We start from the raw sequence: 24,456 nt of genomic DNA on the forward strand, positions 1-24,456 counted from the left end.
ACCGGAGTCGGGCCTCCCGTCCGGCGGTCACCGCGTCGCGCCGCCGTGGCCGGCACCGGCGGTACCCGCACCGGTCCCGGCTCCGCCCCGTAGCCTGGCGTCATGGGTATCGACGTCCGCAACGAGATCCGCGACTTCCTCTCCAGCCGGCGAGCGCGCCTCACCCCCGACCAGGCCGGTATGCCGTCCTTCGGCGGCGGCACCCGGCGCGTCCCGGGCCTCCGTCGTCACGAGGTCGCGATGCTCGCCGGTGTCAGCGTCGACTACTACACGCGGCTCGAACGCGGCACCCTGAAGGGCGTCTCGGAGGGCGTGCTCGACGGTCTCGCCACCGCGCTCCAGCTCGACGAGGCCGAGCGCGCCCACCTGGCCGACCTCGCCCGCCTCGCGAACGCGGGCGTGAAGAGCACCCACCGTGCCGTGCCCACGTCGGTCCGCCCCGCGGTGCAGCGACTCCTCGACGCGATCACCGGGGCACCCGCCTGGATCCGCAACGAGCGGCTCGACATCGTCGCGACGAACACCCTCGGCCGCGCGCTCTACGCGCCCGTCTTCGCCGGGACCGGACGTCCGGTCAACACCGCCCGGTTCGCGTTCCTCGACCCGGCCGCCCGCGACTTCTTCCCGCGCTGGGAACAGACCGCCCGCGACGCCGTCGCCGTGCTGCGCACGACGGCGGCCTCGAACCCCTGCGAGCCGGGCCTGATGACCCTGGTCGGCGAGCTGTCGGTGAAGAGCGAGGAGTTCCGCACGTGGTGGGCCGAGCACGACGTGCACGTGCACCGCTCCGGCCGGAAGCACCTGCACCACCCGATCGTCGGCGACCTCGAGCTGTCGTTCGAGGCGCTCGACCTCGTCGCGGACCCCGGGCTCACGGTGTTCACCTACGGAGCCGACCCCGGGTCGGAGTCCGAGCGATCCCTCTCCCTGCTCGGCACGTGGGCGGCCACCGAGCTCGCCGAGCAGCGGGCGGCGGCACGGTCGTCCGAGTCGGTCGACTGAGGCTCCGCCTCCGACCGGTCGCGGCGCGGGCCCGCCGCCGTAGGCTGACGGCGTGACGAGGACTGCGGACGGATCGGCCGGGGACGCCGACTACGGCACCATCGGCGACGGGTACACCCGGTACCGCCGGCCGGAACCGTCGTTCGAACGGGCGATCCGGGCGGCACTCGGGCAGGCCCGCACCGTGCTGAACGTCGGAGCGGGTGCCGGGTCGTACGAGCCGCGGGACCGCGAGGTCACCGCCGTCGAGCCCTCCGCCACCATGCGGGCGCAGCGTCCGGGCGACCTGCCGGAGGCCGTGGACGCGTCCGCCGAGGACCTGCCCTTCGCCGACGACGCCTTCGACGCGGCGATGGCGACGTTCTCCGTGCACCAGTGGTCCGACCTCGACCGCGGCCTCGCCGAGGTCCGGCGCGTCACCCGGGGCCCGGTCGTCCTGCTCACCTGCGACCCCACGCGCGTCGAGGACCTCTGGCTGGCCGAGTACGCCCCTGAGGTGATGGCGACCGAGGCCCGCCGCTACCCGTCCCTGGACCGCATCACCGCTGCCCTCGGCGGCGACGTCACGACCACGCGCCTGCCGATCCCGTTCACGTGCGTCGACGGCTTCTCGGAGGCGTACTACGGCCGACCGGAGCGGCTCCTCGACCCGGGCGCCCGCAAGGCGAACTCGGCGTGGGCGTTCGTCGACGAGATGACGGCGGCGCGCTCGGTCAACGCGCTCCGCACCGCGATCGAGGACGGTTCGTGGGACGCCCGGCACGGCCGTCTCCGGGTGCAGCCGTCCTACGAGGGGTCGCTGGTGCTCGTCGTCGCGCGACCGTAGGGTGGAGGACGTGAGCACCCGTTCCGAGGAGGTCGTCGGCGCCAGCGCCGGCATCAGGGCCTGACGCCCCCGCCGTGTCGTCCGACACGGCGCCGTCGTCGACCCCTCTGAACGACCGCACCGCTGACGCGCGACACTGCGCCGGTGCCAGAACGACAGGCTCACCATGCTCCCGATCACCCCGGAGGCCGTCCGTGCCTCCTTCGTCAACGCCTCCCGTCGCGAACTCGCCGACATGACCGTCCCCGACCTCGACGCCGTCGTGTGGGACGACCTGACCTTCCTCGGGTGGCGTGACCCGAAGACCGCCCGACGCGCTTACGTGGTCGTCCCGACGCTCGACGGCGACCTCGTCGGCATCCTGTTCCGGCAGGCCGAGGCCTCGCCGAGGTCCCGGGCCCAGTGCTCGTGGTGCCAGGACGTGAAACTGCCGAACGACGTCGTCTTCTACGCCGCGAAGCGCTCGGGGTCGTCCGGCCGGAAGGGCAACACGGTCGGCACACTGGTCTGCCAGGACTTCCAGTGCTCGCGCAACGTCCGGACGACCCCGCCGCCGGCGTACGAGGGCTACGACGTCGAGGCCGCGCGCCTCCGGCGGATGGAGGACCTGCAGCTGCGCGTCGCGGCCTTCGCAGCCGAGGTCTGACGGCGGACATGAGCAATATATCCATGTTGTGTTCCACCCTTCGGTGCGCCACTCTGGCGCTGAGGCTGACGTCGGTCTCGTCGAAGAGAGGAACATGATGTCCAGAACGAGTCGGTGTGCTCCGGTGGCTCTCGCCGCTGCCCTCGTCATGGCAGGAACAGTGGCAGCCCCGTCGGGCGCGCACGCTTCCGGACGGGAGCAGTCGGACCACGAGGAGCTGGTGTCCTCGCTTCCGTCGGTGACGGCTGAGACAGCTCACCGAGCGGTGGCGGAGGCACGGAGCGGAGGAGCGCTGGTTGGAACGACCGTGCGGCCTGACGGCTCGCGTACGTCCACCATCGCTGTCGGAGCGGAGTCGATCGATCTGGTGGAACCGAGTTCCACAGCACGGCTGGGAGCCGGCAGCGACGGGAACGGCTTGTACGTCGACTTCAACTCGTACGACCAGGGAACGATCATCGGTGGAGGAGCCGCTGCCGCGAACTACGGACTGTGTCTGCTCGGTCCCGCGGTGTGCGCCGTCGCGACGGTCGCCGTCGTCCTGGCCTCGACCGCGATCACGACACACGGCATCCGCTGCGGAACGCATGTCATGCGCGTCCACCTGAGTGGCCGGCCCGGCCCGAAGTGCCTGTGACCCGTCGCGAGGTCCGCCGCTTCGTCGTCCATCCGCTGGTCGCCGGGAGCATCGCGACCGCGCTGGTCATCGGTGGAGCCGCGGTCGCGGCTCCACTCATCGGCACTGCACAAGCCACTCTCGGGGGAGCGATGATCGGCGTCACCGCGGCGGGCAGCGGTGCGTACCTCGCTGCCGCCCATCGTGCACGGCGGCGACACCCCCGCGACTGACAGCAGAACGCAACGGAGGCGGCCCCGCGCAACGCGATCGCGTTGTGTGGGACCGCCTCCGTTGCGTGTTGCGGGAGGGTCAGCGCCCGATGCTCGACATGTCGGGGTAGCGGTCCCCGGTCGGCCGCGGCAGCGCCGACAGGCGCTCGACCTGGTCGGCCGACAGCGTGACGTCGGCCGCGCCGACGTTCTCCTCGAGCCGGGTGACGCGCTTCGTGCCCGGGATCGGGACGATGTCGTCGCCCTGCGCGAGCAGCCACGCGAGGGCGACCTGGGCGGGGGTGCCGCCGACCTCGTCCGCGATGCCCTTCACCGCGTCGACGATCCGCATGTTCGCCGCGAAGGCCTCCTCCTGGAAGCGCGGGTTCGCCGAACGGAAGTCGTCCTCGCCGAGGTCGGACGGCTTCGTGATCGCGCCGGTGAGGAACCCGCGGCCGAGCGGCGAGTACGGCACGAGGCCGATCCCGAGCTCGCGGAGGGTGTCGAGCACGTCGCCCTCGGGGTCGCGCGTCCACAGCGAGTACTCGCTCTGCAGCGCGGTGATCGGGTGCACGGCGTGGGCCTTGCGGATCGTCGCGGCAGAGGCCTCGGACAGCCCGATGTGGCGGATCTTGCCCTCCTGCACGAAGCCGGCGAGCTGCCCGATGACGTCCTCGATCGGGACGGCCGGGTCGACGCGGTGCTGGTAGTACAGGTCGATGTGGTCGGTGCCGAGGCGGCGGAGCGACCCCTCGAGGGCGACCCGGACGGACTCGGGGGCGCTGGAGATCGCCCGGGTCTTGGTCGGCGTCTGCTCGTCGGCCTCGTGGTGGTAGAGCCCGAACTTCGTGGCGATGACGACCTCGTCCCGACGGCCCTTGAGGGCTTCGGCGAGGAGTTCCTCGTTCGTGTACGGGCCGTACGCCTCGGCGGTGTCGAAGAGCGTGACGCCGAGGTCGATGGCGCGCTGGATGGTCCGGATCGACTCGGCGTCGTCGGAGCCGGCGCCGGAGTAGAAGGCGCTCATGCCCATGGTGCCGAGGCCGATCGCGCCGACCTGGAGGTCGGAGAGGGAGCGTGTCTGCATGCGTGGTCCTTTCATCAGGTCCGTTGTCTGCAGGTCCCGGTGTACTCGCCCGGGTCGTCGTGGAGGGAGGCCCTGACCGTGCCCGTCTGCCGGGAATGCACCGCGGAGCGGGAAGCGGCGGCGGGGAGCGGGAAACGGCAAGGTCGAGGCGGGCGACGGCACCGTCGTGGTGGGGAACCTCCAACCTCCTCGCGCCGCGGCCCCGGTGGTGGTCGGATCGACCCCGTGAACCTGACCTTCCGGCTCCTGCTGCTGACCCTGCGCATCCGGTTGTCCCGGCGGCGGCTGTCGCTGTGGGACGAGTCGCGGACGCCGTTCCGCGTGACGCTCACCGACCTGGACCCGCTGCGGCACGTCAACAACGGGAAGTACCTGTCGCTGCTCGACCTCGGCCGACTCGACCTCATGCTGCGCTCCGGCTTCTGGCAGGTGGTCGGCGCGCGCGGCTGGTACCCGGTCGTGGCCGCACAGACGATCACCTACAAACGGTCGCTGACGCTCGGGCAGCGCTTCGAGCTGCGCTCGCGGGTACTCGGGGTGGACGAGCGGGCGGTGTACATGGAGCAGACGTTCACGCGGCACGGGGACGTCGTGGCCCGGGCGGTCGTGCAGGCCCGGTTCCTCCGCCGGACTGGAGGCACGGTCCGGCCCGACGAGCTGCTCGCCGCCGCCGGTGGCGCACCGCGTGACCTGACCCTGCCGGACTGGGTGTCCGCGTGGGCCGACGCCGTCCGCATCAGTGGCTCGGGAGGCGACCGCGTGCGACCATGACCGGCATGGAGATCGAGCCGTTCGTCGTCGCCGACGCCGCCGCCTGGCGCGCCTGGCTGGACGGGCACGAGGACACGTCCGACGGGGTCTGGCTCGTCCTCGCCAAGAAGGGCACGACCAGCCCGACGAGCCTGACGTACGCGCAGGCCCTGGACGAGGCGCTCTGCTCCGGGTGGATCGACGGGTCGAAGCGTGGGCTCGACGCGGCCACGTTCCTGCAGCGGTTCACCCCGCGGCGGAAGGCGTCCCTGTGGTCGAAGCGGAACGTCGGACTCGTCGCCGCGCTGGTGGAGGCCGGACGGATGCGGCCGCGCGGGCAGGCGGAGGTCGACCGCGCGAAGGACGACGGTCGGTGGGACCGCGCGTACGCGGGGGCTGCGACCGCCGAGGTGCCCGAGGACCTGCGGGCAGCGCTCGACGCCGCACCGACGGCCGCCGCCCTGTTCGCGGAGCTCGACGCGACGAACCGGTACGCCGTCGTGCACCGGGTGGTGACCGCCCCGAGCGACACCGCGCGGGCGAACCGCATCGCGAAGCTCGTCGGTGGCCTCACGCATGGGGAGACGCCGTACCCCCGTCCCGGTGCGCAGCCTCCACGGGTGGTCGACCCGGAGGCGTAGACCGGGATGCATGACCACTGGCACTGACACCACGAACCGTCCGGCCGCGTCCTCCGGCACCTTCCGCATCGGCGGGGACCTCGAGGTCAACCGCCTCGGCTACGGCACCATGCAGCTCACCGGCCCCGGCGTCTGGGGACCGCCGAAGGACCACGACGAGGCTATCCGCGTCCTGAAGCGCGCCGTCGAGCTGGGCGTGAACTTCTTCGACACCGCCGACTCGTACGGCCCCTACGTCGCCGAGGAGCTCCTCAAGGAGGCCCTCCACCCCTACGGCGACGACGTCGTCATCGCGACGAAGGCCGGCCTGACCCGCACCGGCCCGAACGAGTGGCCGCCGGTCGGCCGCCCGGAGTACCTGCGCCAGGAGGCCGAGATGAGCCTCCGCCGCCTCGGCCTCGAGCGCATCGACCTGTTCCAGCTGCACCGCATCGACCCGAAGGTCCCGCTCGAGGACCAGATCGGCGAGCTGAAGAAGCTGCAGGACGAGGGCAAGATCCGCCACATCGGGCTGTCCGAGGTCTCCGTCGACGACGTGAAGGCCGCGCAGCAGATCGCCACGATCGTCTCGGTGCAGAACCTCTACAACCTCACCGACCGCTCGGCCGAGGAGCTCCTCGACTGGTCGGAGGAGCAGGGCATCGGCTTCATCCCGTGGTTCCCGCTGGCCACCGGCGGCCTGACCGGCGAGGACTCCCCGCTCACCGAGCTCGCGAAGCAGAAGGACGCCACCCCGGCGCAGGTCGCACTGGCCTGGCTGCTCAAGCGCTCGCCCGTCATGCTGCCGATCCCCGGCACGTCGAGCGTCGACCACCTCGAGGACAACCTCCAGGGCGCGACGATCGAGCTCAGCGACGAGGAGTTCCAGGAGCTGTCGAAGCTGCACAGCTGAGCCGTCCCGCTCCGACCGGGAGGCCCGTGGCGGGATCGCCACGGGCCTCCCGTCCGTCTGCAGGATGACTTCCGCCCGACCCGCTTGCCGCCGCATACCGGGTATGTGCATACTCGGTATGCCCGGGGAGAGGCGCTCCGCCGGGTCGGAGGGGGAACGATGAGTGTCCGCATGGGTGTACTCGCACTGCTGGTGGCAGAGCCGGGCTACGGCTACCAGCTCCGGGGGGAGTTCGAGCACCGGACCGGGGGCAGCTGGCCGCTGAACATCGGCCAGGTCTACACGACGCTCGACCGGTTGGAGCGTGACGGCCTCGTGGCCCGCGGGGACGCCGACGACGACGGACACGTCGTCTACACGGCGACCGACGCGGGCCGCGAGGCGGTCGACCGGTGGTTCAGCGAGCCGGTCCCGGCCAAGCGCGGACGGGACGAACTCGCGATCAAGTTCGCGATCGCGGTCACCGTCCCCGGCGTCGACGTGCAACGCCTCGTGCAGGTGCAGCGCACGGCAGCGGTCCGAGCGCTGCAGGACCTGACGCGCCTCAAGCGCACCACGGACCCGGCGACCGACCTGGCATGGTCGCTCGTCCTCGAGTCGATGGTGTTCCAGGCCGAGTCCGAGGTCCGCTGGCTCGACCACGTGGAGTCGAGCGTCGCGCGCTACCAGCCGACGTCGCGCGGGACCCTCGGCCAGCCCGACGACGAGGACGCGTACGGCAGCGAGCCCACCGGCCATCGCTCCGGCGAGGCCGTCCGATGACCTCGACCCCGCTCCTCGAACTCGACGCCGTGGCCGTCCAGTACGGCAGCGGTGCGCAGGCCGTGACCGCTCTGGCCGGTGTCGACCTGACGATCCGCCCGGGCGAGATGGTCGCCGTGATGGGGACCTCCGGATCGGGCAAGTCGACCCTGTTGTCCGTGTCCGGGACGCTCATGCCGCCGACGAGCGGTGAGGTCCGCATCGACGGCGGATGGTTGTCCGACCGTCCGGCCCGGGAGCTCGCGGCCCTGCGTCGGCGGGTGCTCGGCTTCGTCTTCCAGGACTTCAACCTCATCCCCTCGCTGACCGCGGTCGAGAACGTGGCGCTCCCACTCGAGCTCGACGGCTGGCGCACCGGGCGTGCCCGGAAGGCCGCACAGCTCGCACTGGAGAGCGTCGAGCTCGGGCACCGCCTCGACGCCTGGCCGGACGACCTCTCCGGCGGCCAGCGGCAGCGGGTCGCGATCGCCCGCGGGGTCGTCGGCGACCGGAAGCTCGTCCTCGCCGACGAGCCGACCGGTGCCCTCGACTCGCAGACCGGCGAGGTCGTGTTGCGCATGCTCCGCCGACACGTCGACTCCGGTGCCGGCGCGCTGCTCGTCACGCACGACGCCCGGCACGCGGCCTGGGCGGACCGGATCGTGTTCCTCCGCGACGGCCGCATCGTCGACGAGACCGCCTACGCCGGCGTGGAGCTGGCACTGTCGGACGCGCAGGACCGGTCGTGAGCGAGCGGCCCCGTCGGGACACGCACCGTCCGACGATCCGCAGCCGCTCCCCGTTCGCCCTCCGGCCCGCGCTCCTGCTGGCCCGGCGTCTGGCGTTCGCCCGGACCGGTCGCGCGGTCGTCGCGTCGCTCATCGGGTTGCCGATCGCCGGACTCGCGGCGGGCAGCGTGCTCATCGCATCGACGACACAGAGCACCGAGGACGAGCTGACGGTCGAGCTCGGGCGGTCCGCCGCGCTCCTCGAGTCGAACGGCCCGGACCTGGTCGGGATGCGGCAGGACCCGGTCGACCGCTACGCCGCCGTGACGCGGCCCGGCACGCCGCTCCAGCGTTGGCAGGACGACCCGACCAGCACCGACGCCGACACCCCGGCCCCGCCGACCGCGGACCTGCTCACCTCTGTCCCGGACGGAGCCGCGTCCATCCCGGTGCGGGAGGGCTCCGCGGTCGTCGCCGGGCCGGAGGTCCCCGTGACGGTCACCGCGGTCGAGGGCGAGACCTGGGCCGGCGCCCTCCACGGACACTGGGACCGGATCGACGGCGCCGTCCCGCGCGCCGCAGGCCAGGTGCTCGTGACACCCGCCACGCTCGACCGCCTGCACGTCGCCGTCGGCGAGACACTCGAGCTCGAGGACCCGGTGCAGCGGCAGGTCACGATCGTCGGCACACTCCGCGACCTCGGTCGACCGTCGTCCACCCTCGCCGTGTTCGGCCCGTGGGGGTCCCTCGGGCTCGGCGACGACGACGCCACCCAGGTGTTCCTCCCCGACCACAGCGTGACCTGGCCCGAGGTCCAGCGGTACAACGACCACGGCATCGTGGTCGAGTCCCGGGCCGTCGTGCTCGACCCGCCCTTCGCCAGCAGGAGCTCCGGCGGGTACGACCCGATCGTCAGTTACGGGTACGTCGGCCTCGCCGGGGCGTTCGCCCTGTTCGAGGTCGGGTTGCTCGCGGCTGCGGCGTTCCTGGTGAGCTCCCGTGCGGACACCCGCTCGCACGCGGTGCTGGCGAGCGTCGGCGGTGACCGGCGCTTCCTCTTCACGGTCGTGTCGTCCTCCGGCCTCGTGCTCGGTGCCGTCGGGGCGGTGTGCGGCACCGTGCTCGGCATCGGCGGCGGTGTCGCGGCCTTCCACCTGCTCGACTCGGGGGACCGCGCTCGCTACCCCGGGGTGCACCTGCCGTGGCTCGTGCTGCTCGCCGTCGTGGCGCTCGGGGTCCTGGCCGGGTGGGCTGCCTCGCTCGTCGCCGCCAGGAGCGCGAGCCGCGTCGACGTGGACAGTGCCCTCCGTGGCGCCACCCGCCCCGCGCCCGCGTCCCGGCGTCGGTGGGCCGCAGCCGCGGGACCCGTGCTCGCCGGGGTCGGCGTGCTGATGACGATGGCCTGCGGCGTGGGCGTGCTGATGCTCAACGACCGTCCGGTGCAGGACGACCACCTCGCGCTCGTGGTCGGCGTCGGCGTGGCGGTCGGCCCCTGCCTGGCGCAGCTCGGCATCGTCCTCGCCGCGCGTCGGCTGCTCGCCGGGGTCGCCCGGATCGGGGAGCGGCTCGGTCTGCCCGCCCGGATCGCCGTCCGCGACGCCGTCCGCAACCCGGTCCGGACGGTCCCCGTGCTCGCGAGCGTGATGAGCGTCGTGTTCGTCTCGACCGTCGTGCTGACCTTCGCGGCCGCGGGACAGGCGCAGACCGACGCGCAGTACGAGTTCTCCACCGCGGAGGGCGTGGGCACCGCGTCCATCACCGGGGACGGGATCGACGCGGCGCTCCGCGACCGGGCACTCCGGGTCGTGCGCCAGGTCCTGCCCGACGCCGACGTCCGACTCCTCGGCGCGGGCGTCGAGACCGGGTCCGACGACGCCCCGGTCACCCTGCCCGTCGACGTGCACCAGCGGGACTGTGCCGACAGCAGCACCGGAGCGTGCTCCGACTGGCTGAGCGCACCGGACGCCTCGAGCCCGCACGTCCTGACCGGAGACGTCGACGACCTCGCCGAGCTCCTCGGCCACCGGCCGTCCCGGGTCGCACGCGCCGCACTCGAACGCGGTGACGCCGTCTCCATGCGGCCCGAGTACGTGCGCGACGGCGTGGTCCGGCTCGACACCCGACCCTTCTCACAGTTCACCGCGTACGGCGAGCAGCCGACCTCGCGGGCGACGAGCTCGACGACCCTGCCGGCCGTGGTCGAGCACACCGACCAACCCCTCCACCTCGGACTGTTCCTCACGCCGCAGGGCGCCCAGCGGCACGGGCTCGAGACCGAGCGCTCCTTCCTGGTCGGGTCCTTCCCGGGTGGCATCACCGACGAGCAGACGGACACCCTCGCGGCGACCTGGCAGACCGCGGCGGGTGCCGACGCCGACCTCTGGTACCCGTGGTTCTCGGTGGAGAACGGCCCCGAGGACCCGTTCCGGCCGATCGCGGTCGTCGTCACACTCCTGGCCGGGATCGTCACGCTCGGTGCCACGACCGTGGCGATCGGGCTCGCGCGGGCCGACGGGCGTCGTGACGACGAGGTGCTCGACGCGGTCGGTGCCTCGCCCGGTGTCCGCCGCCTGGTCTCGACCTGGCAGGCCGCGCTGCTCACGCTGGTCGGCTCGCTGGTCGGGGTCGCGCTCGGGACCCTGCCGCTCCGCGCCCTGACGCTCCGGTTCACACCGACACCGGACGGCGTCGTCCACATGCCGTTCGCCCCGGATCCGGTGTCGCTCGCGGTGCTCGGACTCGGGCTGCCGGTCCTCGTGACCGCGGGGGTCTGGGCGGTCGCCGGCCGGCGACGGCGTGTGGCGGTCCGACGGACCGCCTGACGGACGGGAGGCCCGCTGCCAGCTGGCTGCGAGCCTCCCGTCCGGCGGTCACGTCGCCGCCAGCGGACACGGCGCGCTAGTCGGCGAGCCGGGCGAGCAGGGGCAGGAACAGCCCGGCCAGCCAGGACAGCACCAGCACCGACGCGCCGACCGCGAGGATCCGTCGGCGTCGGCGCTGCCGAGGGGTCTCGTCGACGCCCCACACGCCGGCCCGGACGAGGACACGGTTCGCCTCGCCGACCAGGCGGCGGACCTCCGGGTCCTCCATGTCGAGACGGCCGGCCTCGGCGTGGTCGGCGATCGCGGTGGCCTCGTCCACCGTCAGCGCGGTGTCACCGGTCGGCCGGTCCCTGCATCGCATGCGCACCACGGTAGCCCGCCGGTGGGGTCGTCGACACCCCGGAACGGCCACCGCGCTCCGCACTCGCGCGGTGCCGGGTCCGCTGCGCGATGTCGGGCGCCGCGACCGTCTACTCGGGGAGCGGCTCCGCGTACGTGCGGAAGTCGCCGCGCTCGGTGTGGATCGACCAGAGCCGCTCGGCGATCGCGGCGCCCGAGTGGTCCTGTTGCCCGTCGTCGATGCCGAACGGGATGATGAGCTGGCCGACGTGGACCTGCTCGTCCCGCACGGCGTCGTGGAGCAGCTGCGCGTAGGCGCTCTCGCCGGCGAAGGCGACCGACGTGCCGGTGACGCGCGCGCCCGGACGGACCGCGCTGCCGCCGTTGACGAACAGGATCGTGCCGGAGCCGATCGCGCGCATGCCGGGCAGGACCTGGCGGACGGCGTTCACCGAGCCGTAGACGGAGAACTCGATCGGGCCGACGAGGTCCTCGGCGGTCGTCTCGAGCACCGGCCGCATGTACTCCTTGGCGGGCAGCGGGCTGTACTGCAGGACCTCGATCGGTCCGAGCTGCTCGGTGGCCTGCTCGAGCGCACGGCGGAGCGAGTCCCCGTCGCGGACGTTCGCGGCGAACCCGGCGGCCTGGTGCCCCTGCTCCCGGAGCGAGGCGGCGAGCTCGTCGAGGCGGGCCTGGTTGCGGGAGATCAGGGCGACGGCGAAGCCCTCACGGGCGAAACGCTCGGCGACGGCGAGCCCGAGGCCCTTGCCGGCGCCGACGATGGCGATGGTGGTCATGTGGTCCTCCAGGGACTGGTGGTGGTCGTTCCACTGAACCAGGCGGCCTCCTGCGGCAGTCAGGTCCGGTCCGGCAGGCACGCGTCGGCCGACACCAGGGCGTCGATGCGCGCCGGTCGTCGTCGGCCGGACAGGTAGTCGTCGAGCGTCTCCCGTCGTGCCCGGAGTCGCTCTTCCTGTCGGAGCAGGTCGTCCCGGACCTGCTCGACCCGGGCGAGGAGGTCCGCCGGCGGCGTTCCTGACCCGTCACCCGTGACGCAGGGCATGACGTCACGGAGGAGTCCCGACGAGAGCCCGGCCGCGAAGAGGTCCTGGATGAGCGCGACCATCTCGACCGCGTCCGGGTCGTAGTCCCGGTACCCGTTCGGACGCCGTCTGCTCGTGATGAGCCCCTCGTGCTCGTAGTACCGCAGCGCCCGCGTGCTCACACCCGTCGCCGCGCTCAACTCGCCGATCAGCACGATCCCGCCGCCCTCCGCTTGACCTTGACGCTGACGTCAATGTCTACGGTACCCGCATGACCACAGCAGCACAGATGCGCGACCGCACCGCCCTCGTCACCGGGGGCTCCACCGGGATCGGCGCCGCCGTCGCCGACGCCCTCGCGCGAGCGGGAGCGCACCTCGTCCTCGTCGCCCGGGACGCCACCCGGCTCGAGCAGACCGCCGACGGCATCCGCGACCGGCACGGTGTCCCCGTCACAGCCATCGCACTCGACCTGGCCGAGGACGGAGCCGTCACCCGCCTGCTCGACCGCCTGGCCGGCGACGGGACCGAGATCGAACTGCTGGTCGGCAGTGCCGGCGTGGCTTCGCGGGGCCTCGTCGTCGACAGCGACCCGGTCGCCCTGCGCCGCCTCGTCGACCTCAACGTCGGAGCACTCACGGAACTCACGACGGCGGTGGTCACGCGGATGGTCGAGCGGGGGCACGGTTCCGTCGTCTCGATCGCGAGCACCGGCGGGTTCGCCCCGGCACCGGTCCTGGCGGCCTACGCGGCCTCGAAGGCGTACGTCCTGTCGTTCACGCAGGCGCTCTGGGCCGAGACCCGGCGAAGCGGCGTGCGGGTCGTCGCCGTCAGTCCCGGCCCGACGCGGACCCCGATGAACGCGGCCACCGGGCGGTGGGGACGGCGACCCGAGCAGGTCGCCGCGACCGTCCTCGCGGCGCTCGACGGCTCCGGCCCGTCCGTCGTCGACGGGCGGGCGAACACACTCGCCGCGACCGTGCTGCGGCTGCTTCCGACCCGTGCCGTCACCGCGCTCGCCCTGCGGGTGCTGGCGCGGTAGCGGGCACCCGGGCGGCTGCCGGTCTCGATGGTGACGGCGCTCCCGGTCGCGGTCCACCCAGCGGTTGTGCACCTGCACGGGGTGCAATCGACGGACACCGCACCGGGAGGCACACCATGGGCAGGACACGTCGTACCGTCTCGGCCGCGAGCGTCGCGCTCGTCGCCCTGACCCTCACCGCCTGCACGGGTACATCCGAGGCCGGCCCGGACCGCGTGCCCCGGGCCTCCGCACCGACCGACCTGGGTGCCGGGCAGCTGGCGCCGGACGGCGAGACGACCGACGTCGTCACCGGACTGGAGGCCCCCTGGTCCGTCGTGCGCACCGGTGACGGTCCCGACGCGCTCATCAGCCTGCGGGACTCCGCGGAGGTGCTGGAGCTGACGGCCGACGGCGAGCGCCGCACGGTCGGGACGGTCCCCGGTGTCCGACACGGGGGCGAGGGCGGCCTGCTCGGACTCGCCCTGCACGAGGACGACCTGTTCGTGTACTCGACCGGCGAGGACGGCAACCGCATCGAGCGCTACGACCTGGAGGGACCGGCCGGGTCGACCACGCTCGGGGACGCCACGACCCTCGTCGACGGCCTGCCCGCGAACACCTTCCACGACGGCGGGCGGATCGCGTTCGGCCCGGACGGCATGCTCTACGCCAGCGTCGGGGACGCCGGCACGAGTGAGGACGCGCAGGACCGGGACTCGCTCGCCGGCAAGATCCTCCGCCTCACCCCGGACGGCGACGTGCCCGACGACAACCCGTTCCCCGGCTCCCCCGTCTGGAGCCTCGGGCACCGGAACGTGCAGGGCCTCGGGTGGAGCGCGGACGGCACGATGTTCGCGTCCGAATTCGGGCAGGACGCCCGCGACGAGCTCAACGTCATCGAGCCGGGGAGCAACTACGGCTGGCCTGAGGTCGAGGGCACCGGCGGCGAGGACCAGGGGTTCGTCGACCCCGTCCAGCAGTGGGCGACCGACGACGCCAGCCCGAGCGGCCTCGCCGTCGTCGGGGACACCGTGTTCATCGCGAACCTGCAGGGCCGGGTGCTCCGCGGCGTCCCGGTCGACGACCCCGGCACAGCGCACGAGTACTTCGCCGGGGAGTACGGCCGGATCCGCACGGTCCTCGCCGGCCCGGACGACACGCTCTGGTTCGTCACGAACAACACCGACGGACGCGGCGACCCGGACGAGGGCGACGACCGGATCGTGCAGGTCCCGCTCACCACGGGCTGACCGCCCGGCCGGTCGAACGGCTGCCGACCGGTCCGGGCGTCACGGGACGAGCCGCTCCGCCCGGTACCGGTCGAACAGCCGCGTGAAGGAGTCGAGCGTCCGGTGGTGCTCGGTGAACCCGGCGAGCCGGCTCTTCGAGATGTCGGTCATCACCTCGATGTCGCGGCCGAGGTCGGCGTCCGTGTGCCACCACGACGCCAGGCGCTCCAGGTCGGGCTCGACGAGGCCGTGCTCGGCGACGACCTCGGCCCAGACCGGTGCGGCGTCGGCCATCTGCTGCTCGAACGGCCGCGGCGCGGTGTCGAACCCCTCGGCCTCGACACCCAGGTGTGCGGCGATCCGCGGCCACATCCACCGCCAGCGGAAGACGTCGCCGTTCGCGGTGTTGAACGCCTCGTCGGCACCGGCCGGGTCGGTCGCGGCCCACACCATCTGCGCAGCGAGCAGGTCGGCGTCGGTGACGTCGGTCAGCCCGTTCCACTGCGTCTCGCTGCCCGGGAACACCATCGGACGCCCGGTGTGGCGGCTGATCGCGGCGGCGACGGCGATCGTCAGCCCCATGTTCATCGCGTTGCCGACGGCGTACCCGAGGACGGTGTGCGAGCGGTGCACCGACCAGGTGAAGCCCTGGCGAGCCGCGGCGGCGAACAGCTCGTCCTCCTGGGCGTAGTAGAAGTTGTCGACGTCCAGTCGGGGCTCGTCCTCGTGGAACGGGGTGTCCGGCATCGCGCCCTGGCCGTACGCCTCGAACGGACCGAGGTAGTGCTTCAGGCCGGTCATCAGTGCGACGTGCCGCACCGGGGCACCGGACAGTGCGGCGAGGAGATCGCGCACCATGCCGCCGTTCACCGCGATGTTCTCGGCCTCGGTGGCCTGGCGCGACCAGGCCGTGAAGAACACGTGCGTCGCCGGGACGTCGGCGAGCGCCGACCCCAGGGACGCCGCCGACCGGAGGTCCGCCGACCGCCAGGTGACGCCGGCGCGCTCGGCTCCGGCTCGGCGCGAGAGCGCGGTGACGGTCCAGCCGTCGCTGACGAGGTGGTCGACGATCGCCGATCCGGCGATGCCGGTGGCGCCGACGACGAGGGCGTGCGGGGTCGCGGTCATGCGGGTCCTTCCGGTGGGGACGGTGGACCGGAGACAACACCTGTCGCCTGGGTGTATTCCGGTGCCCGGTCCATGCAGGTCCTCAGCCCGGGGTCGACGTCCGGTAGCGCAGTTCGATCGCTCCGCCGTCGAACGCCGTCGTGCCGACGAGGTCGAGCGCACCCGTGCCGGACTCGACGGGCAGGAGCGGCGTGCCGGCTCCGAGCGCGATCGGCATCACCGTGACGTGGAGCTCGTCGAGCAGCCCCGCCTGCTGGTACTGAGCGGCGAGCACGCCACCTCCGACGATCCAGAGGTCGCGGCCCCCGGCGGACGCCATCACCAGTCCGTGGTGGCCCCGCACGTCACCGGTGACCACACGGACGTCCCCGTCCGCCGGGACGTCGAGGCTGCGCGACGAGAAGACCCAGGTCACCTTGTCCGGGTACGGCCACGCGTCGTCGTGTCCACGGAGCCACTCGTAGGTCGTGGCCCCCATCGCCAGGGCGCCGACACCGGCGGTGAAGCGGTCGTGGTGTTCCCGGAACGCGTCGAAGCCGAACTGCAGGAGCCAGTCGAGGTCGTCGTCGGGCCCGGCGACGAACCCGTCGAGGGACGCCGCGACGGAGTAGATCGTGCTCATGCCGGGACGGTACCGAGCAGCACCGACAGCGCGTCCGACGGCCCGGCTCAGACGACGAGCGGCCCCGCGACCGCCACCTCGTCGTTGTCGACGAGCCACCGCACCGCGTCGAGCACCGTCTCCTCCGCGGTGTACCGGGGCGCGTAGCCGAGCAGCCGCCGCGCCTTGTCGATGCTGAACACGTGGCTCCGGGAGAGGTGCTCCCAGCTCGCCTCGGCGTGCTCGGCCGGTACCACCTCCCGGAACCGGTCCCAGGAGACGGAACCGAGCCGGGCCTCCCGGCCGAACCAGGACGCGGCGAGCGCGGCGTACCCGCGCACCGTGAGCGCGGTCGGGGCGACGACCGTGAAGTCCTGCCCCGCGGCTGCGTCCCGGTGCTCGACGGCGAGCTCGAAGGCCTGGGCGACGTCGTCGGCGTGCACGTGGTGCATCGACTCGGCTCCGAGCCCGGGGACGGGCAGGGGCTCGCCGGCGGACAGCGTCCGCCAGACGGTGGGGTCGAGGTTGCCGACGGGGCCGATCGGCGCCCAGCCCGGACCACTGATGTGTCCGGGGTGGAGCGACGTCGTCACGACACCCCCGTCGGCGGTTTCCTCCTTGAGCATCCGCGCGATGGCGTCCTTCCCGATGCCGTACTCGCCGACCGGCGGGGTCGCGTTCTCCTCGGTCACCGGCAGCACGGCGCTCGGTCCGGCCCGCCAGATCGACCCACAGTGGACGAGGTGCACGTCGGTCCCGCGGAGCGCCGCGACCAGGGCCGCAGCGGACTCGACCGTGAAGCAGACGAGGTCGACGACGACGTCCGGCCGCAGCGTCACGACCCGGTCACCGAACGTGCCGTCGCGGTCCTCCTGCTCGCGGTCGGCGACGACCTGCTCGACGTGCTGCCACTCCGGTGCGTCGACGTAGGCGGACCGGGTGCCGCGGCTGATGGTCACGACGTCGTGTCCGGCACGCACCAGGCGCGGGACGAGGAAGGAGCCGATGTGGCCGGTCGCGCCGATGACGACGATGCGCTTGCTGTCCATGCCGTCACCGTACGCGCGGGCCCTCGGCGAGCAGGGGCTACCGTCGTTGGCATGCAGCGACGCACCCTCGGCCGTACCGGCCGCGACGTATCCGTGATCGGCCTCGGCACCTGGCAGTTCGGCGGTGACTGGGGTCCGGTGGCCGCGGAGGACGCCTTCGCCGTGATGGATGCCTCCGCCGAGGCCGGCATCACCCTGTTCGACACCGCCGACGTGTACGGCGACGGCCGCAGCGAGCAGCTCATCGGCCGGTGGATCGCCGCGCATGCCGACGCCGGTGTCACGGTCGCCACGAAGATGGGCCGCCGGGTGGACCAGGTCCCCTCGAACTACGTGGCCCAGAACTTCCGCCAGTGGGTGGACCGGTCGCGGGAGAACCTGGGTCAGGACACGCTGGACCTCGTCCAGCTGCACTGCCCGCCGACCGCGGTCTTCGAGGACGACGCGGTCTACGACGCCCTCGACGCGCTGGTCGCCGACGGGTCGATCGCCGCGTACGGGGTCTCCGTCGAGACCGCCGACCAGGCCCTGACCGCGATCGCCCGACCCGGGGTCGCGAGCGTGCAGATCATCCTCAACGCGTTCCGCCTCAAGCCGCTCGACCGCGTGCTCCCCGCCGCCCGGGAGGCCGGGGTCGCGATCCTGGCCCGCGTCCCGCTGGCCTCGGGGTTGCTCTCCGGCAAGTACACGACGGACACCACCTTCGCCCCGGAGGACCACCGCACGTACAACCGCAACGGCGAAGCGTTCGACCAGGGCGAGACGTTCAGCGGCGTCCCGTTCGAGGACGGCGTCCGCGCGGCACAGGAGTTCGCGGCGGCCCTGCCCGACGGCGTCAGCGTCCCGCAGGCGGCCCTCGCCTGGGTCGTCGCGCAAGAGGGCGTCACGGCTGCCATCCCGGGTGCCCGCAACGCCGAGCAGGCCCGGTCGAACGCCGAGGCCGGCTCGCTCGAGCTGCCCGCCGACCTCGGGGCGACGGTCCGCGACCTCTACGACCGCTGGTTCCGCGCCACGGTGCACGAACGCTGGTAGGCGCCGACACGACGACGGACGGGAGGCCCGGCTCACCAGGTGAGTCGGGCCTCCCGTCCGTCAGGTCGTGCGACCGGCAGACCGCGGCTCAGGCGCCGCGGACCACCGCACGCGAGCCGGCGATGACGGCCGCGTCCTCGGCGACGGCGACCACCGGGTCCGGCAGGACCGTGCCGACGGCCTTGCGGGCCGCCCAGGCGACGTAAGAACCGACGAGCGCCCCGATCGCGCCGACGATGGCGCCCTCGATCCGCAGGTCCGACTTCCCGGACTTCGTGGTGGTCCCGAACGCCGCACCGACGAAGGCGCCGGCGCCGATGCGACCGAGCAGTGCGGGGAGGGCGATGCGGTTCGGGGTCTTCGGCATCTTGTCGCCGATGATCTCGCCCGCGGCACCCGCGACGAGTCCGGCGCGGCCGAGCGACGAGTCAAAGGTCTTCCACTTCTGCCAGTCGCCGGACAGGCGCTTGTCGCCCTGGTGCAGGCCGAGGACGGCGAGCGGGGTGGCCGAGCGGCCTCCGCTGAGGACCCCGAGCAGCAGGGCGCGCGTGAGGGTGCTGGTGGTCCGGCTCTTCTTGGACATGCGGGTGGTCTCCTTCGTTTCCCTGCCGGCGTCGTCGCGGTCCGGACGCCGCCGTGGTGCGGACGTCGGCACGGTGCGGACGTCGGCACGTGCCCGACGCTACTCAGCGCGGCTGGTGGCGGTCAGTGGTGGGCGGGCACGGCGACGGCCACGGCACCGCGAGCGTCGTCCGGGACCACCGCGGCGGCGTCGTCCATCGCGGCCGTCATCTCGGCGAAGAAGGCGCTCATCTCGGCGATCGTCGTCGGGGAGAGCCGGTCGGCGGCGGCGATCATCCGCGCGTGCACCGCGGTGAGGTTCGACCGCACCGTCTCGTCGCCCGAGTCGGTCGCGACGAGCAGGAACCCGCGGCCGTCGTCGGGGTCGGTCTGCCGGTCGACGTGTCCGGCTGCGACGAGTCGCTTCACGAGGGCCGTGGTGGACGCGGTCGTGATGCCGAGGTGTGCGGCCAGTCCGGTCGGCTTCACCGCGGTGCCGCGCTGTCGGGCCTGCAGGAGGAACCGGACGGCGGCCATGTCGGTGGCGCCCATGTGCATGGTGTCGCGCGTGCGCTGGCGCATGGCGACCTCGGCGGAGCGGTAGCGGCGCATGGCGTTGAGCAGCTCCACGCCGCTCTTCGCCGCACGGTCGGGGTACCAGTACCCGGACTCGTCGTAGGTCCTCGCGTCGACCATGGCGTCACCTCGTCCTCGGTTGCGGGCGCAGCCGATCCCCAAGGAGTACCAGGACCGGGCGGGCCGGACTCAGCCGGGTCGCAGCGGTGTCCCCCGGTACGGCCGGGCGGGGACGGCTGACGCATCGAGACACCCCCGTCAGCGAGCGACACCTCCATCGCCTCGAGACGCCGCCGGAAGTGACGGCGTCCCGGCCAGGCCGAGGCGTCTCGCAGGCACACGGGCGTCTCGCAGGCACACCGGCACCCGCAGGGACACCGGCGTTCCGCAGGGACGGGAATGTCCGCGGCGGCCCGCGTGTAGAGATGAACACCCCCGAACGAGAAGGAGTCCGCCGTGATCGACGACGACCGCACCCCTGGCCAGCGCGACGACCTCGCCCGCCACCCGCACCTCCACCTGCAGGACGACGACCACGCGGGCTTCGGCCGCTGGCTCGGCCTCATCAACGCCGGGGACTGACCCCGGGCCGGCACGCCGATGCCGGTACCGCAGTACCGGCGGACCCCTTCCAGGAGGCCCGTCACCCGTCCGTCGGACCGGTGACGGGCCTCCTGTGCGTTGCCCCGGCGGGCAGCGGGAGGTCGGCCGCCACGGGTACGGTCGGAGCGTGCACGGGGTCGGAGTGGTCGACGAAGCCGGGCGGCTCCGGCTGCTCGGCACCGCGGTGGCGGGTGCTGCGTTCGCGCTCGTCCTCACCATGCTCGTCCTGTCGTCGTTCCGGACCGCGACCCCGCAGGTGCTCGTGTCCGTCGGCCTCCCCGCCGGAGTGGTCGGGGCCGCGGTGGCCGGCTGGCTGCGGCTCCGGTCCTGGCGTGCCGAGGGCGGGTACGAGCGCGTGGTGATGGTCGAGCGGTGGGTGACCGACCGGCACGTCCCCGCCGAGGTGCCCGCGGACGTCTGGGTCCCGCGGCTGCAGGCCCAGGCGGACCAACAGGTCGGCGGCTGGGGCAAGATCGTGCTCTGCGTCTTCTGGAGCGCGATGACCTGGTCCATGCGTGACCAGCACGGCACGGTGATCACCCTGCTGCTCCTCGGCCTCTGGGCCGGACTGGCGCTGTGGAGCGCGCTGTGGGTGATCCCGCGGGCCCGGGTCGCGCGGGACATGCTGCGGCAGGGCGTCGTCGCGCGGGACTGACGTGGGTACTGCGGTCCCGTGCAGCGACCCTGCGCGGATCAGCCGAGTGCTGCCGTCGCGCTCCGGAGCTCCTGCAGGACGTCGAGTGCGTGGCGTGCGAGACCGTCGTCGTCGCTCCGTTCACCCTCGGACCACCGTGCGTAGCCGTGCTTGAACGCGAGGACGCCCATCTCACTGGCCAGGTGCGCGGTCGTCTCGGGCACCCCGCGCTCGAGCAGCGCCGTCGTCATCGCGGCCGCCATGCCGACGCTCTTCAGCGCGTCCCGCTCCTGGAGCTCGGTACTCGCGGCCACGGCGGCCTTGAGTCGGGGGCCGAGCTCCCGGTTCCGCGGCCCCATCTCGCCGGAGGCCCGCTCGAGTCCGGCAGCGACGGCCTCGAGCGGGCTCGCCTCGGTCGGGGCACCGGCGATGCCCTCGGCGAGCAGACGGCTCAGGGTCTCCTGTCCGGCGACGAGCAGTTCGCGCTTGTCCGGGAAGTGCCGGAAGAAGGTGCTCTTGGTGACGCCGGCGCGCTCGGCGATCTCGGTGACGGTCGTCGCGTCGTAGCCCTGCTCCGTGAACAGGTCCACGGCGGCGATGACGAGCCGCTCCCGTGCTCCCGGTTCCCATCGCGCCATGCCCACCATCCTACTGATGGCACTCTTGTCCCGTCAGCGCACTCCGACGGGACAAGAGTGCCGTCAGTGTCCTACGGTGACGGTACCAACGTCCCATCACTCGAGGAGTCCCCATGCACGTCTTCGTCACGGGCGGAACCGGCACGATCGGCACCGCCGTCGTCGCCGAGTTGCTCGCCACCGGTCACACCGTCCTCGGCCTCGCCCGGTCGGACGCGTCCGCTGCCACACTCGAGGCCGCCGGCGCCGAGGTCCTGCGCGGCTCGCTCACCGACCTCGACGTCCTGCGCGAGGGAGCCACGCGCGCCGACGGCGTCATCAGCCTGGCGTTCAGTCGCGACTACGGTAGCGCCGAGGCACTCGAGCAGGGCCTCAGCGAGGAGCGCGACGCCATGGCCACGCTCGGTGCAGCACTCATCGAGAGCGGCAAGCCGATCGTCACCGTGTCCGGCACGCCCTGGGTGGCCGGACGCGCTGCGACCGAGGACGACCCGCTGCCCGTCGAGGGTCCGGTCGCGAGCCGCGCGGTCGCCGTCACCGACCTGCTCGCACTGTCGTCGCAGGGCGTCTGCGCCTCGGCCGTCCGGATGCCCCGGACCGTTCACGAGGACGGGCAGGGCGGGTTCGCCGGCCTGCTCACCGAGGCCGCGCGTCGGACCGGGATCGCGGGGTACCCGGGCGACGGTCAGCAGCGCTGGCCCGCCGTGCACGCGCGGGACGCCGCCTCGCTGTTCCGCATCGCCCTCGAGTCCGCGCCGGCCGGCACCGCGTGGCACGCCGTCGGTGACGAGGGCGACCGCGTCGTCGACATCGCCACCGTGGTCGGCCGCCGCCTCGGACTCCCCGTGCAGCCCGTGCCGGACGAGACGTTCGGTCCCTTCGGGCCGATCTTCGCCATGGACCAGCCGGCGTCGAGCGCGCACACCCGGCAGGCGCTCGGCTGGGAGCCGACGCACCCGGGCCTCCTCGAGGACCTGGAGGCGCTGCAGCCCTGACGGCGCAGACGACGGACGGGAGGCCCGGTGCCAGCTGGCACCGAGCCTCCCGTTCGACAGGTGGTCGCGTCGCGACGGCCGGTCAGTTGTAGTTCGCCACCCGGTTCGGCGAGGTGTTGCCGGCGGGCGTCGGGACGGCGCCGCCGACCCCGTTGATGACGCTCGAGATGGTGCCGACGTCACCGAGGGACACCGTGACGAGACCGTGCGCCTTCACGCCCGGCGTCTGCGGCACCTCGAGCGCCCGGTCGGCGTGCACCGAGGGGTTCGTGTTGAAGAAGCAGTAGACGCCGCCGCCCCAGATCTCGTGCGTGGTGACGTTCGACGCGACCTTGTACGCCGCGTACCCGGCTCCGGTCGGGCTCTGCCACGAGGCGTTGTCCGGCACGTCGTACGGCATCTCGTTCTGGAAGAAGATCGTCTTCCCGTTGTTGCCGTTCCACAGCACTTCGTACTTCTGGTAGTGCTCGACGAAGAGCCCGGTGGCGAGGACGTCGTTGCCGTTCACCTCGACGCCGGTGGCGCCGGTGTTGACCGTCCAACCCGTCGGGGCTCCACCGTGGTCGGCACGCCAGGCCCAGATGTGGTCGATCAGGGTGTCGTCGGCGTTGACCCGCAGCGAGGTGCTGGCCTTGCCCTGGATGCTCGACCCGACGCGGAAGAAGACGTCCTGGATGCTCTGCGGGTTCGCCGCGTGGTCGATGTGCGAGTCCGCCGTCCCCAGTCGGATCAGCTGCGTGCTGTTCTGCGTGCCGGCGTCGACGACGAGGTTCGAGACGTTCACACCAGCGACGTCGTTCGACACCAGGACGGAGTTGCCCTTGGTCGGCACGAGCGTCGGGAAGCCGATGCCGGTCACGACGGTGTTCGCCCGCTGCACGTTGATCGCCGCGTCGAGCTGGTACGTGCCCGGGGTGAAGAACAGGTTCAGCCCCTGCGCGAGCGCACTGTTGATCGTCGCCGCCGTGTCACCCGGGTGCGCGACGTAGAAGTTCCGCATCGGGATGTCCGTGCCCGCGGTGTTCGGCCAGGTGACGCCGCTCGAGTTCTGCCGGAGCGACGGGACGAACACGTGGTACTTGTTCGACGAGTCCACGTACAGGTAGGGCTTCTCGCGCGTCGTCGGCGTGGTGGCGAGCGTCGTGTAGCTCTTCGAGAAGTCGTTCGCCGGGGCACCCTGCACTCCCGAGAACGTCATGTTCCAGTTCCCGCCCTGCCACGAACCGAGCGTGGAGTTGCGGGTGTACCACTGCTGCTGCGACCCCGAGGTGACGGTGCCGTCGACCTTGCTGTCCGCGGTGTAGCCGCCGGACGAGTAGCCCTGGCCGCCGTCCTGGTTCGAGGGGCCCATCGTCAGGTTGCCCTTGATGTGCACGCGCCGCATCGGAGCGGCCTGCGACACGGCCCAGCGGTCGGTACCGCCCTCGGGGACGACCGCGACGTTCTCGACCGACCGCCAGAAGTTCTGCGTGGCGTTCTTCTCGTCGCCCGCGTTCCACCCGGAGTCCACGTTGACCGCGCCGGTGATGGTGACGTCGTCGGGGTTCTTCCCGAGGCCGGCGACCGTCGTGTAGAAGCCGAGGTTCGCCCAGACACGGTTGTAGCTGCCCGGCTTGAACAGGAAGACGTGCCGCTGGGACCCGAACTGCGCCGTGGTGCTGCGGAGCTGCGAGGTGAAGGCGGCGTCGACGTCGGCCTGGATGGTCGAGGTCGGGGTCGATGGGCTGTAGACCTTGACGTTGCTCCCGAAGTCCGGGGTGTCGCTCGTCGTGACCGCCTGCGCCGAGATCGCCGGGACCAGGGCCCCCACGACGCCGGCACTCACGGCGAGGGCGACGAGACTTCTCATCCGTCGTTGCATGATGCTCGATTCATGACCGGTGCGGCCCCGTTGCCGCACGGACGCGACGGTAGACCCGATCATGCGCGTTCCGCAGTCGGACGAACGGCGGACAAGCACGGGCGTCGCGGAACGTGTTCGGCCGCCTGATCACCACCCGAAGGCGACCAGACGGCCGGGCTCACCACCCTGGGTGAGCGA

28 protein-coding genes are annotated in these 24,456 nt (G+C 72.6%); 17 read left to right on the forward strand and 11 right to left on the reverse strand.

Annotation, left to right across the window (positions count from 1 at the left end; all coding sequences use genetic code 11):
* The first annotated feature begins 102 nt into the window (after nucleotides 1-102).
* The 5 genes from DEJ34_RS15190 to DEJ34_RS15210 all read left to right on the forward strand — a co-directional run bounded on the left by DEJ34_RS15190 (nucleotide 103) and on the right by DEJ34_RS15210 (nucleotide 3,323).
* The gene (locus DEJ34_RS15190) at nucleotides 103-1,002 is read left to right on the forward strand and encodes a helix-turn-helix transcriptional regulator (RefSeq protein WP_110910587.1); all 900 of its coding nucleotides are present in this window, start codon (nucleotides 103-105) and stop codon (nucleotides 1,000-1,002) included.
* 52 nt (nucleotides 1,003-1,054) lie between these two features.
* Nucleotides 1,055-1,828 (forward strand): class I SAM-dependent methyltransferase, encoded by a 774-nt coding sequence (locus DEJ34_RS15195; RefSeq protein ID WP_110900329.1) that lies wholly within the window; start codon nucleotides 1,055-1,057, stop codon nucleotides 1,826-1,828.
* 166 nt (nucleotides 1,829-1,994) lie between these two features.
* Nucleotides 1,995-2,474: an FBP domain-containing protein gene (locus DEJ34_RS15200; protein WP_110900328.1), complete on the forward strand. Its 480-nt coding sequence runs from the start codon at nucleotides 1,995-1,997 to the stop codon at nucleotides 2,472-2,474.
* 367 nt (nucleotides 2,475-2,841) lie between these two features.
* Nucleotides 2,842-3,111: a hypothetical protein gene (locus tag DEJ34_RS15205; RefSeq protein WP_110910588.1), complete on the forward strand. Its 270-nt coding sequence runs from the start codon at nucleotides 2,842-2,844 to the stop codon at nucleotides 3,109-3,111.
* The gene (locus DEJ34_RS15210) at nucleotides 3,108-3,323 is read left to right on the forward strand and encodes a hypothetical protein (RefSeq protein ID WP_110889368.1); all 216 of its coding nucleotides are present in this window, start codon (nucleotides 3,108-3,110) and stop codon (nucleotides 3,321-3,323) included. The genes DEJ34_RS15205 and DEJ34_RS15210 overlap by 4 nt, the downstream gene beginning before the upstream one ends.
* A 79-nt stretch (nucleotides 3,324-3,402) precedes the next feature.
* Here the strand turns inward: DEJ34_RS15210 and DEJ34_RS15215 are convergent, their stop codons facing one another.
* The gene (locus tag DEJ34_RS15215; protein WP_110910589.1) at nucleotides 3,403-4,389 is read right to left on the reverse strand and encodes an aldo/keto reductase; all 987 of its coding nucleotides are present in this window, start codon (nucleotides 4,387-4,389) and stop codon (nucleotides 3,403-3,405) included.
* A gap of 225 nt (nucleotides 4,390-4,614) precedes the next feature.
* Between DEJ34_RS15215 and DEJ34_RS15220 the strand changes: the two genes are divergently transcribed.
* From DEJ34_RS15220 to DEJ34_RS15245, 6 genes are all read left to right on the forward strand, one after another.
* Nucleotides 4,615-5,160 (forward strand): acyl-CoA thioesterase, encoded by a 546-nt coding sequence (locus DEJ34_RS15220; RefSeq protein ID WP_110900325.1) that lies wholly within the window; start codon nucleotides 4,615-4,617, stop codon nucleotides 5,158-5,160.
* 5 nt (nucleotides 5,161-5,165) lie between these two features.
* Nucleotides 5,166-5,780 (forward strand): YdeI/OmpD-associated family protein, encoded by a 615-nt coding sequence (locus tag DEJ34_RS15225; protein ID WP_220032782.1) that lies wholly within the window; start codon nucleotides 5,166-5,168, stop codon nucleotides 5,778-5,780.
* 10 nt (nucleotides 5,781-5,790) lie between these two features.
* Complete coding sequence (locus tag DEJ34_RS15230) at nucleotides 5,791-6,672, forward strand: aldo/keto reductase (protein ID WP_110900323.1); 882 nt, start codon at nucleotides 5,791-5,793, stop codon at nucleotides 6,670-6,672.
* A 171-nt stretch (nucleotides 6,673-6,843) separates the two neighbouring features.
* Nucleotides 6,844-7,434, forward strand: a complete 591-nt coding sequence (locus DEJ34_RS15235) for a PadR family transcriptional regulator (RefSeq protein ID WP_110910591.1) — start codon at nucleotides 6,844-6,846, stop codon at nucleotides 7,432-7,434.
* Nucleotides 7,431-8,162, forward strand: a complete 732-nt coding sequence (locus tag DEJ34_RS15240; RefSeq protein ID WP_110910592.1) for an ABC transporter ATP-binding protein — start codon at nucleotides 7,431-7,433, stop codon at nucleotides 8,160-8,162. The genes DEJ34_RS15235 and DEJ34_RS15240 overlap by 4 nt, the downstream gene beginning before the upstream one ends.
* Entirely contained in the window at nucleotides 8,159-10,963 is a 2,805-nt protein-coding gene (locus DEJ34_RS15245; RefSeq protein ID WP_110910593.1) for an FtsX-like permease family protein, read from the forward strand. The genes DEJ34_RS15240 and DEJ34_RS15245 overlap by 4 nt, the downstream gene beginning before the upstream one ends.
* A 76-nt stretch (nucleotides 10,964-11,039) precedes the next feature.
* Here the strand turns inward: DEJ34_RS15245 and DEJ34_RS15250 are convergent, their stop codons facing one another.
* From DEJ34_RS15250 to DEJ34_RS15260, 3 genes are all read right to left on the reverse strand, one after another.
* A complete protein-coding gene (locus tag DEJ34_RS15250) occupies nucleotides 11,040-11,324 on the reverse strand; it encodes a hypothetical protein (RefSeq protein WP_110910594.1) in 285 nt (94 codons plus the stop codon).
* A gap of 109 nt (nucleotides 11,325-11,433) precedes the next feature.
* Nucleotides 11,434-12,099, reverse strand: a complete 666-nt coding sequence (locus DEJ34_RS15255; RefSeq protein ID WP_110824378.1) for an SDR family NAD(P)-dependent oxidoreductase — start codon at nucleotides 12,097-12,099, stop codon at nucleotides 11,434-11,436.
* 59 nt (nucleotides 12,100-12,158) lie between these two features.
* On the reverse strand, nucleotides 12,159-12,560 hold the full coding sequence (locus DEJ34_RS15260) for a MerR family transcriptional regulator (protein WP_110910595.1): 402 nt from the start codon (nucleotides 12,558-12,560) through the stop codon (nucleotides 12,159-12,161).
* 56 nt (nucleotides 12,561-12,616) lie between these two features.
* On the opposite strand from DEJ34_RS15260, the gene DEJ34_RS15265 reads away from it, so the two are divergent.
* Entirely contained in the window at nucleotides 12,617-13,387 is a 771-nt protein-coding gene (locus DEJ34_RS15265) for an SDR family NAD(P)-dependent oxidoreductase (RefSeq protein ID WP_110910596.1), read from the forward strand.
* Nucleotides 13,388-13,503: 116 nt separating this feature from the next.
* Entirely contained in the window at nucleotides 13,504-14,619 is a 1,116-nt protein-coding gene (locus DEJ34_RS15270) for a PQQ-dependent sugar dehydrogenase (RefSeq protein WP_110910597.1), read from the forward strand.
* A 39-nt stretch (nucleotides 14,620-14,658) separates the two neighbouring features.
* On the opposite strand, the gene DEJ34_RS15275 is transcribed toward DEJ34_RS15270, so the two are convergent.
* From DEJ34_RS15275 to DEJ34_RS15285, 3 genes are all read right to left on the reverse strand, one after another.
* Nucleotides 14,659-15,726: an SDR family oxidoreductase gene (locus DEJ34_RS15275; RefSeq protein ID WP_110910598.1), complete on the reverse strand. Its 1,068-nt coding sequence runs from the start codon at nucleotides 15,724-15,726 to the stop codon at nucleotides 14,659-14,661.
* Between the two features lie 82 nt (nucleotides 15,727-15,808).
* Nucleotides 15,809-16,348, reverse strand: coding sequence for a dihydrofolate reductase family protein (locus DEJ34_RS15280; RefSeq protein ID WP_110900317.1), 540 nt, complete (start codon nucleotides 16,346-16,348; stop codon nucleotides 15,809-15,811).
* Nucleotides 16,349-16,395: 47 nt separating this feature from the next.
* Nucleotides 16,396-17,376 carry an NAD-dependent epimerase/dehydratase family protein gene (locus DEJ34_RS15285; RefSeq protein ID WP_110910599.1) on the reverse strand — a complete coding sequence of 327 codons (981 nt, stop codon included), beginning with the start codon at nucleotides 17,374-17,376 and terminating at the stop codon, nucleotides 16,396-16,398.
* A gap of 51 nt (nucleotides 17,377-17,427) precedes the next feature.
* Here DEJ34_RS15285 and DEJ34_RS15290 point away from each other — a divergent pair, with 51 nt between their 5' ends.
* Nucleotides 17,428-18,408 carry an aldo/keto reductase gene (locus DEJ34_RS15290; protein WP_110910600.1) on the forward strand — a complete coding sequence of 327 codons (981 nt, stop codon included), beginning with the start codon at nucleotides 17,428-17,430 and terminating at the stop codon, nucleotides 18,406-18,408.
* Between the two features lie 88 nt (nucleotides 18,409-18,496).
* Here DEJ34_RS15290 and DEJ34_RS15295 read toward each other — a convergent pair whose 3' ends face one another.
* Both DEJ34_RS15295 and DEJ34_RS15300 read right to left on the reverse strand, forming a co-directional pair.
* Nucleotides 18,497-18,991, reverse strand: a complete 495-nt coding sequence (locus DEJ34_RS15295; protein WP_110824391.1) for a DUF4126 family protein — start codon at nucleotides 18,989-18,991, stop codon at nucleotides 18,497-18,499.
* Between the two features lie 122 nt (nucleotides 18,992-19,113).
* Nucleotides 19,114-19,665, reverse strand: coding sequence for a MarR family winged helix-turn-helix transcriptional regulator (locus DEJ34_RS15300; RefSeq protein ID WP_110824392.1), 552 nt, complete (start codon nucleotides 19,663-19,665; stop codon nucleotides 19,114-19,116).
* 336 nt (nucleotides 19,666-20,001) lie between these two features.
* Between DEJ34_RS15300 and DEJ34_RS15305 the strand changes: the two genes are divergently transcribed.
* Entirely contained in the window at nucleotides 20,002-20,127 is a 126-nt protein-coding gene (locus tag DEJ34_RS15305; RefSeq protein WP_258365834.1) for a hypothetical protein, read from the forward strand.
* 148 nt (nucleotides 20,128-20,275) lie between these two features.
* On the forward strand, nucleotides 20,276-20,803 hold the full coding sequence (locus DEJ34_RS15310) for a hypothetical protein (RefSeq protein WP_146232823.1): 528 nt from the start codon (nucleotides 20,276-20,278) through the stop codon (nucleotides 20,801-20,803).
* Between the two features lie 38 nt (nucleotides 20,804-20,841).
* Here DEJ34_RS15310 and DEJ34_RS15315 read toward each other — a convergent pair whose 3' ends face one another.
* Nucleotides 20,842-21,420: a TetR/AcrR family transcriptional regulator gene (locus DEJ34_RS15315; RefSeq protein ID WP_110910601.1), complete on the reverse strand. Its 579-nt coding sequence runs from the start codon at nucleotides 21,418-21,420 to the stop codon at nucleotides 20,842-20,844.
* Nucleotides 21,421-21,533: 113 nt separating this feature from the next.
* On the opposite strand from DEJ34_RS15315, the gene DEJ34_RS15320 reads away from it, so the two are divergent.
* The gene (locus tag DEJ34_RS15320) at nucleotides 21,534-22,415 is read left to right on the forward strand and encodes an SDR family oxidoreductase (RefSeq protein WP_110910602.1); all 882 of its coding nucleotides are present in this window, start codon (nucleotides 21,534-21,536) and stop codon (nucleotides 22,413-22,415) included.
* A gap of 82 nt (nucleotides 22,416-22,497) precedes the next feature.
* Here the strand turns inward: DEJ34_RS15320 and DEJ34_RS15325 are convergent, their stop codons facing one another.
* Nucleotides 22,498-24,264 carry a pectate lyase-like domain-containing protein gene (locus DEJ34_RS15325; protein WP_110910603.1) on the reverse strand — a complete coding sequence of 589 codons (1,767 nt, stop codon included), beginning with the start codon at nucleotides 24,262-24,264 and terminating at the stop codon, nucleotides 22,498-22,500.
* Nucleotides 24,265-24,456 lie beyond the last annotated feature (192 nt).

The organism is Curtobacterium sp. MCPF17_050 (assembly GCF_003224435.2).
GTDB lineage: Bacteria > Actinomycetota > Actinomycetes > Actinomycetales > Microbacteriaceae > Curtobacterium.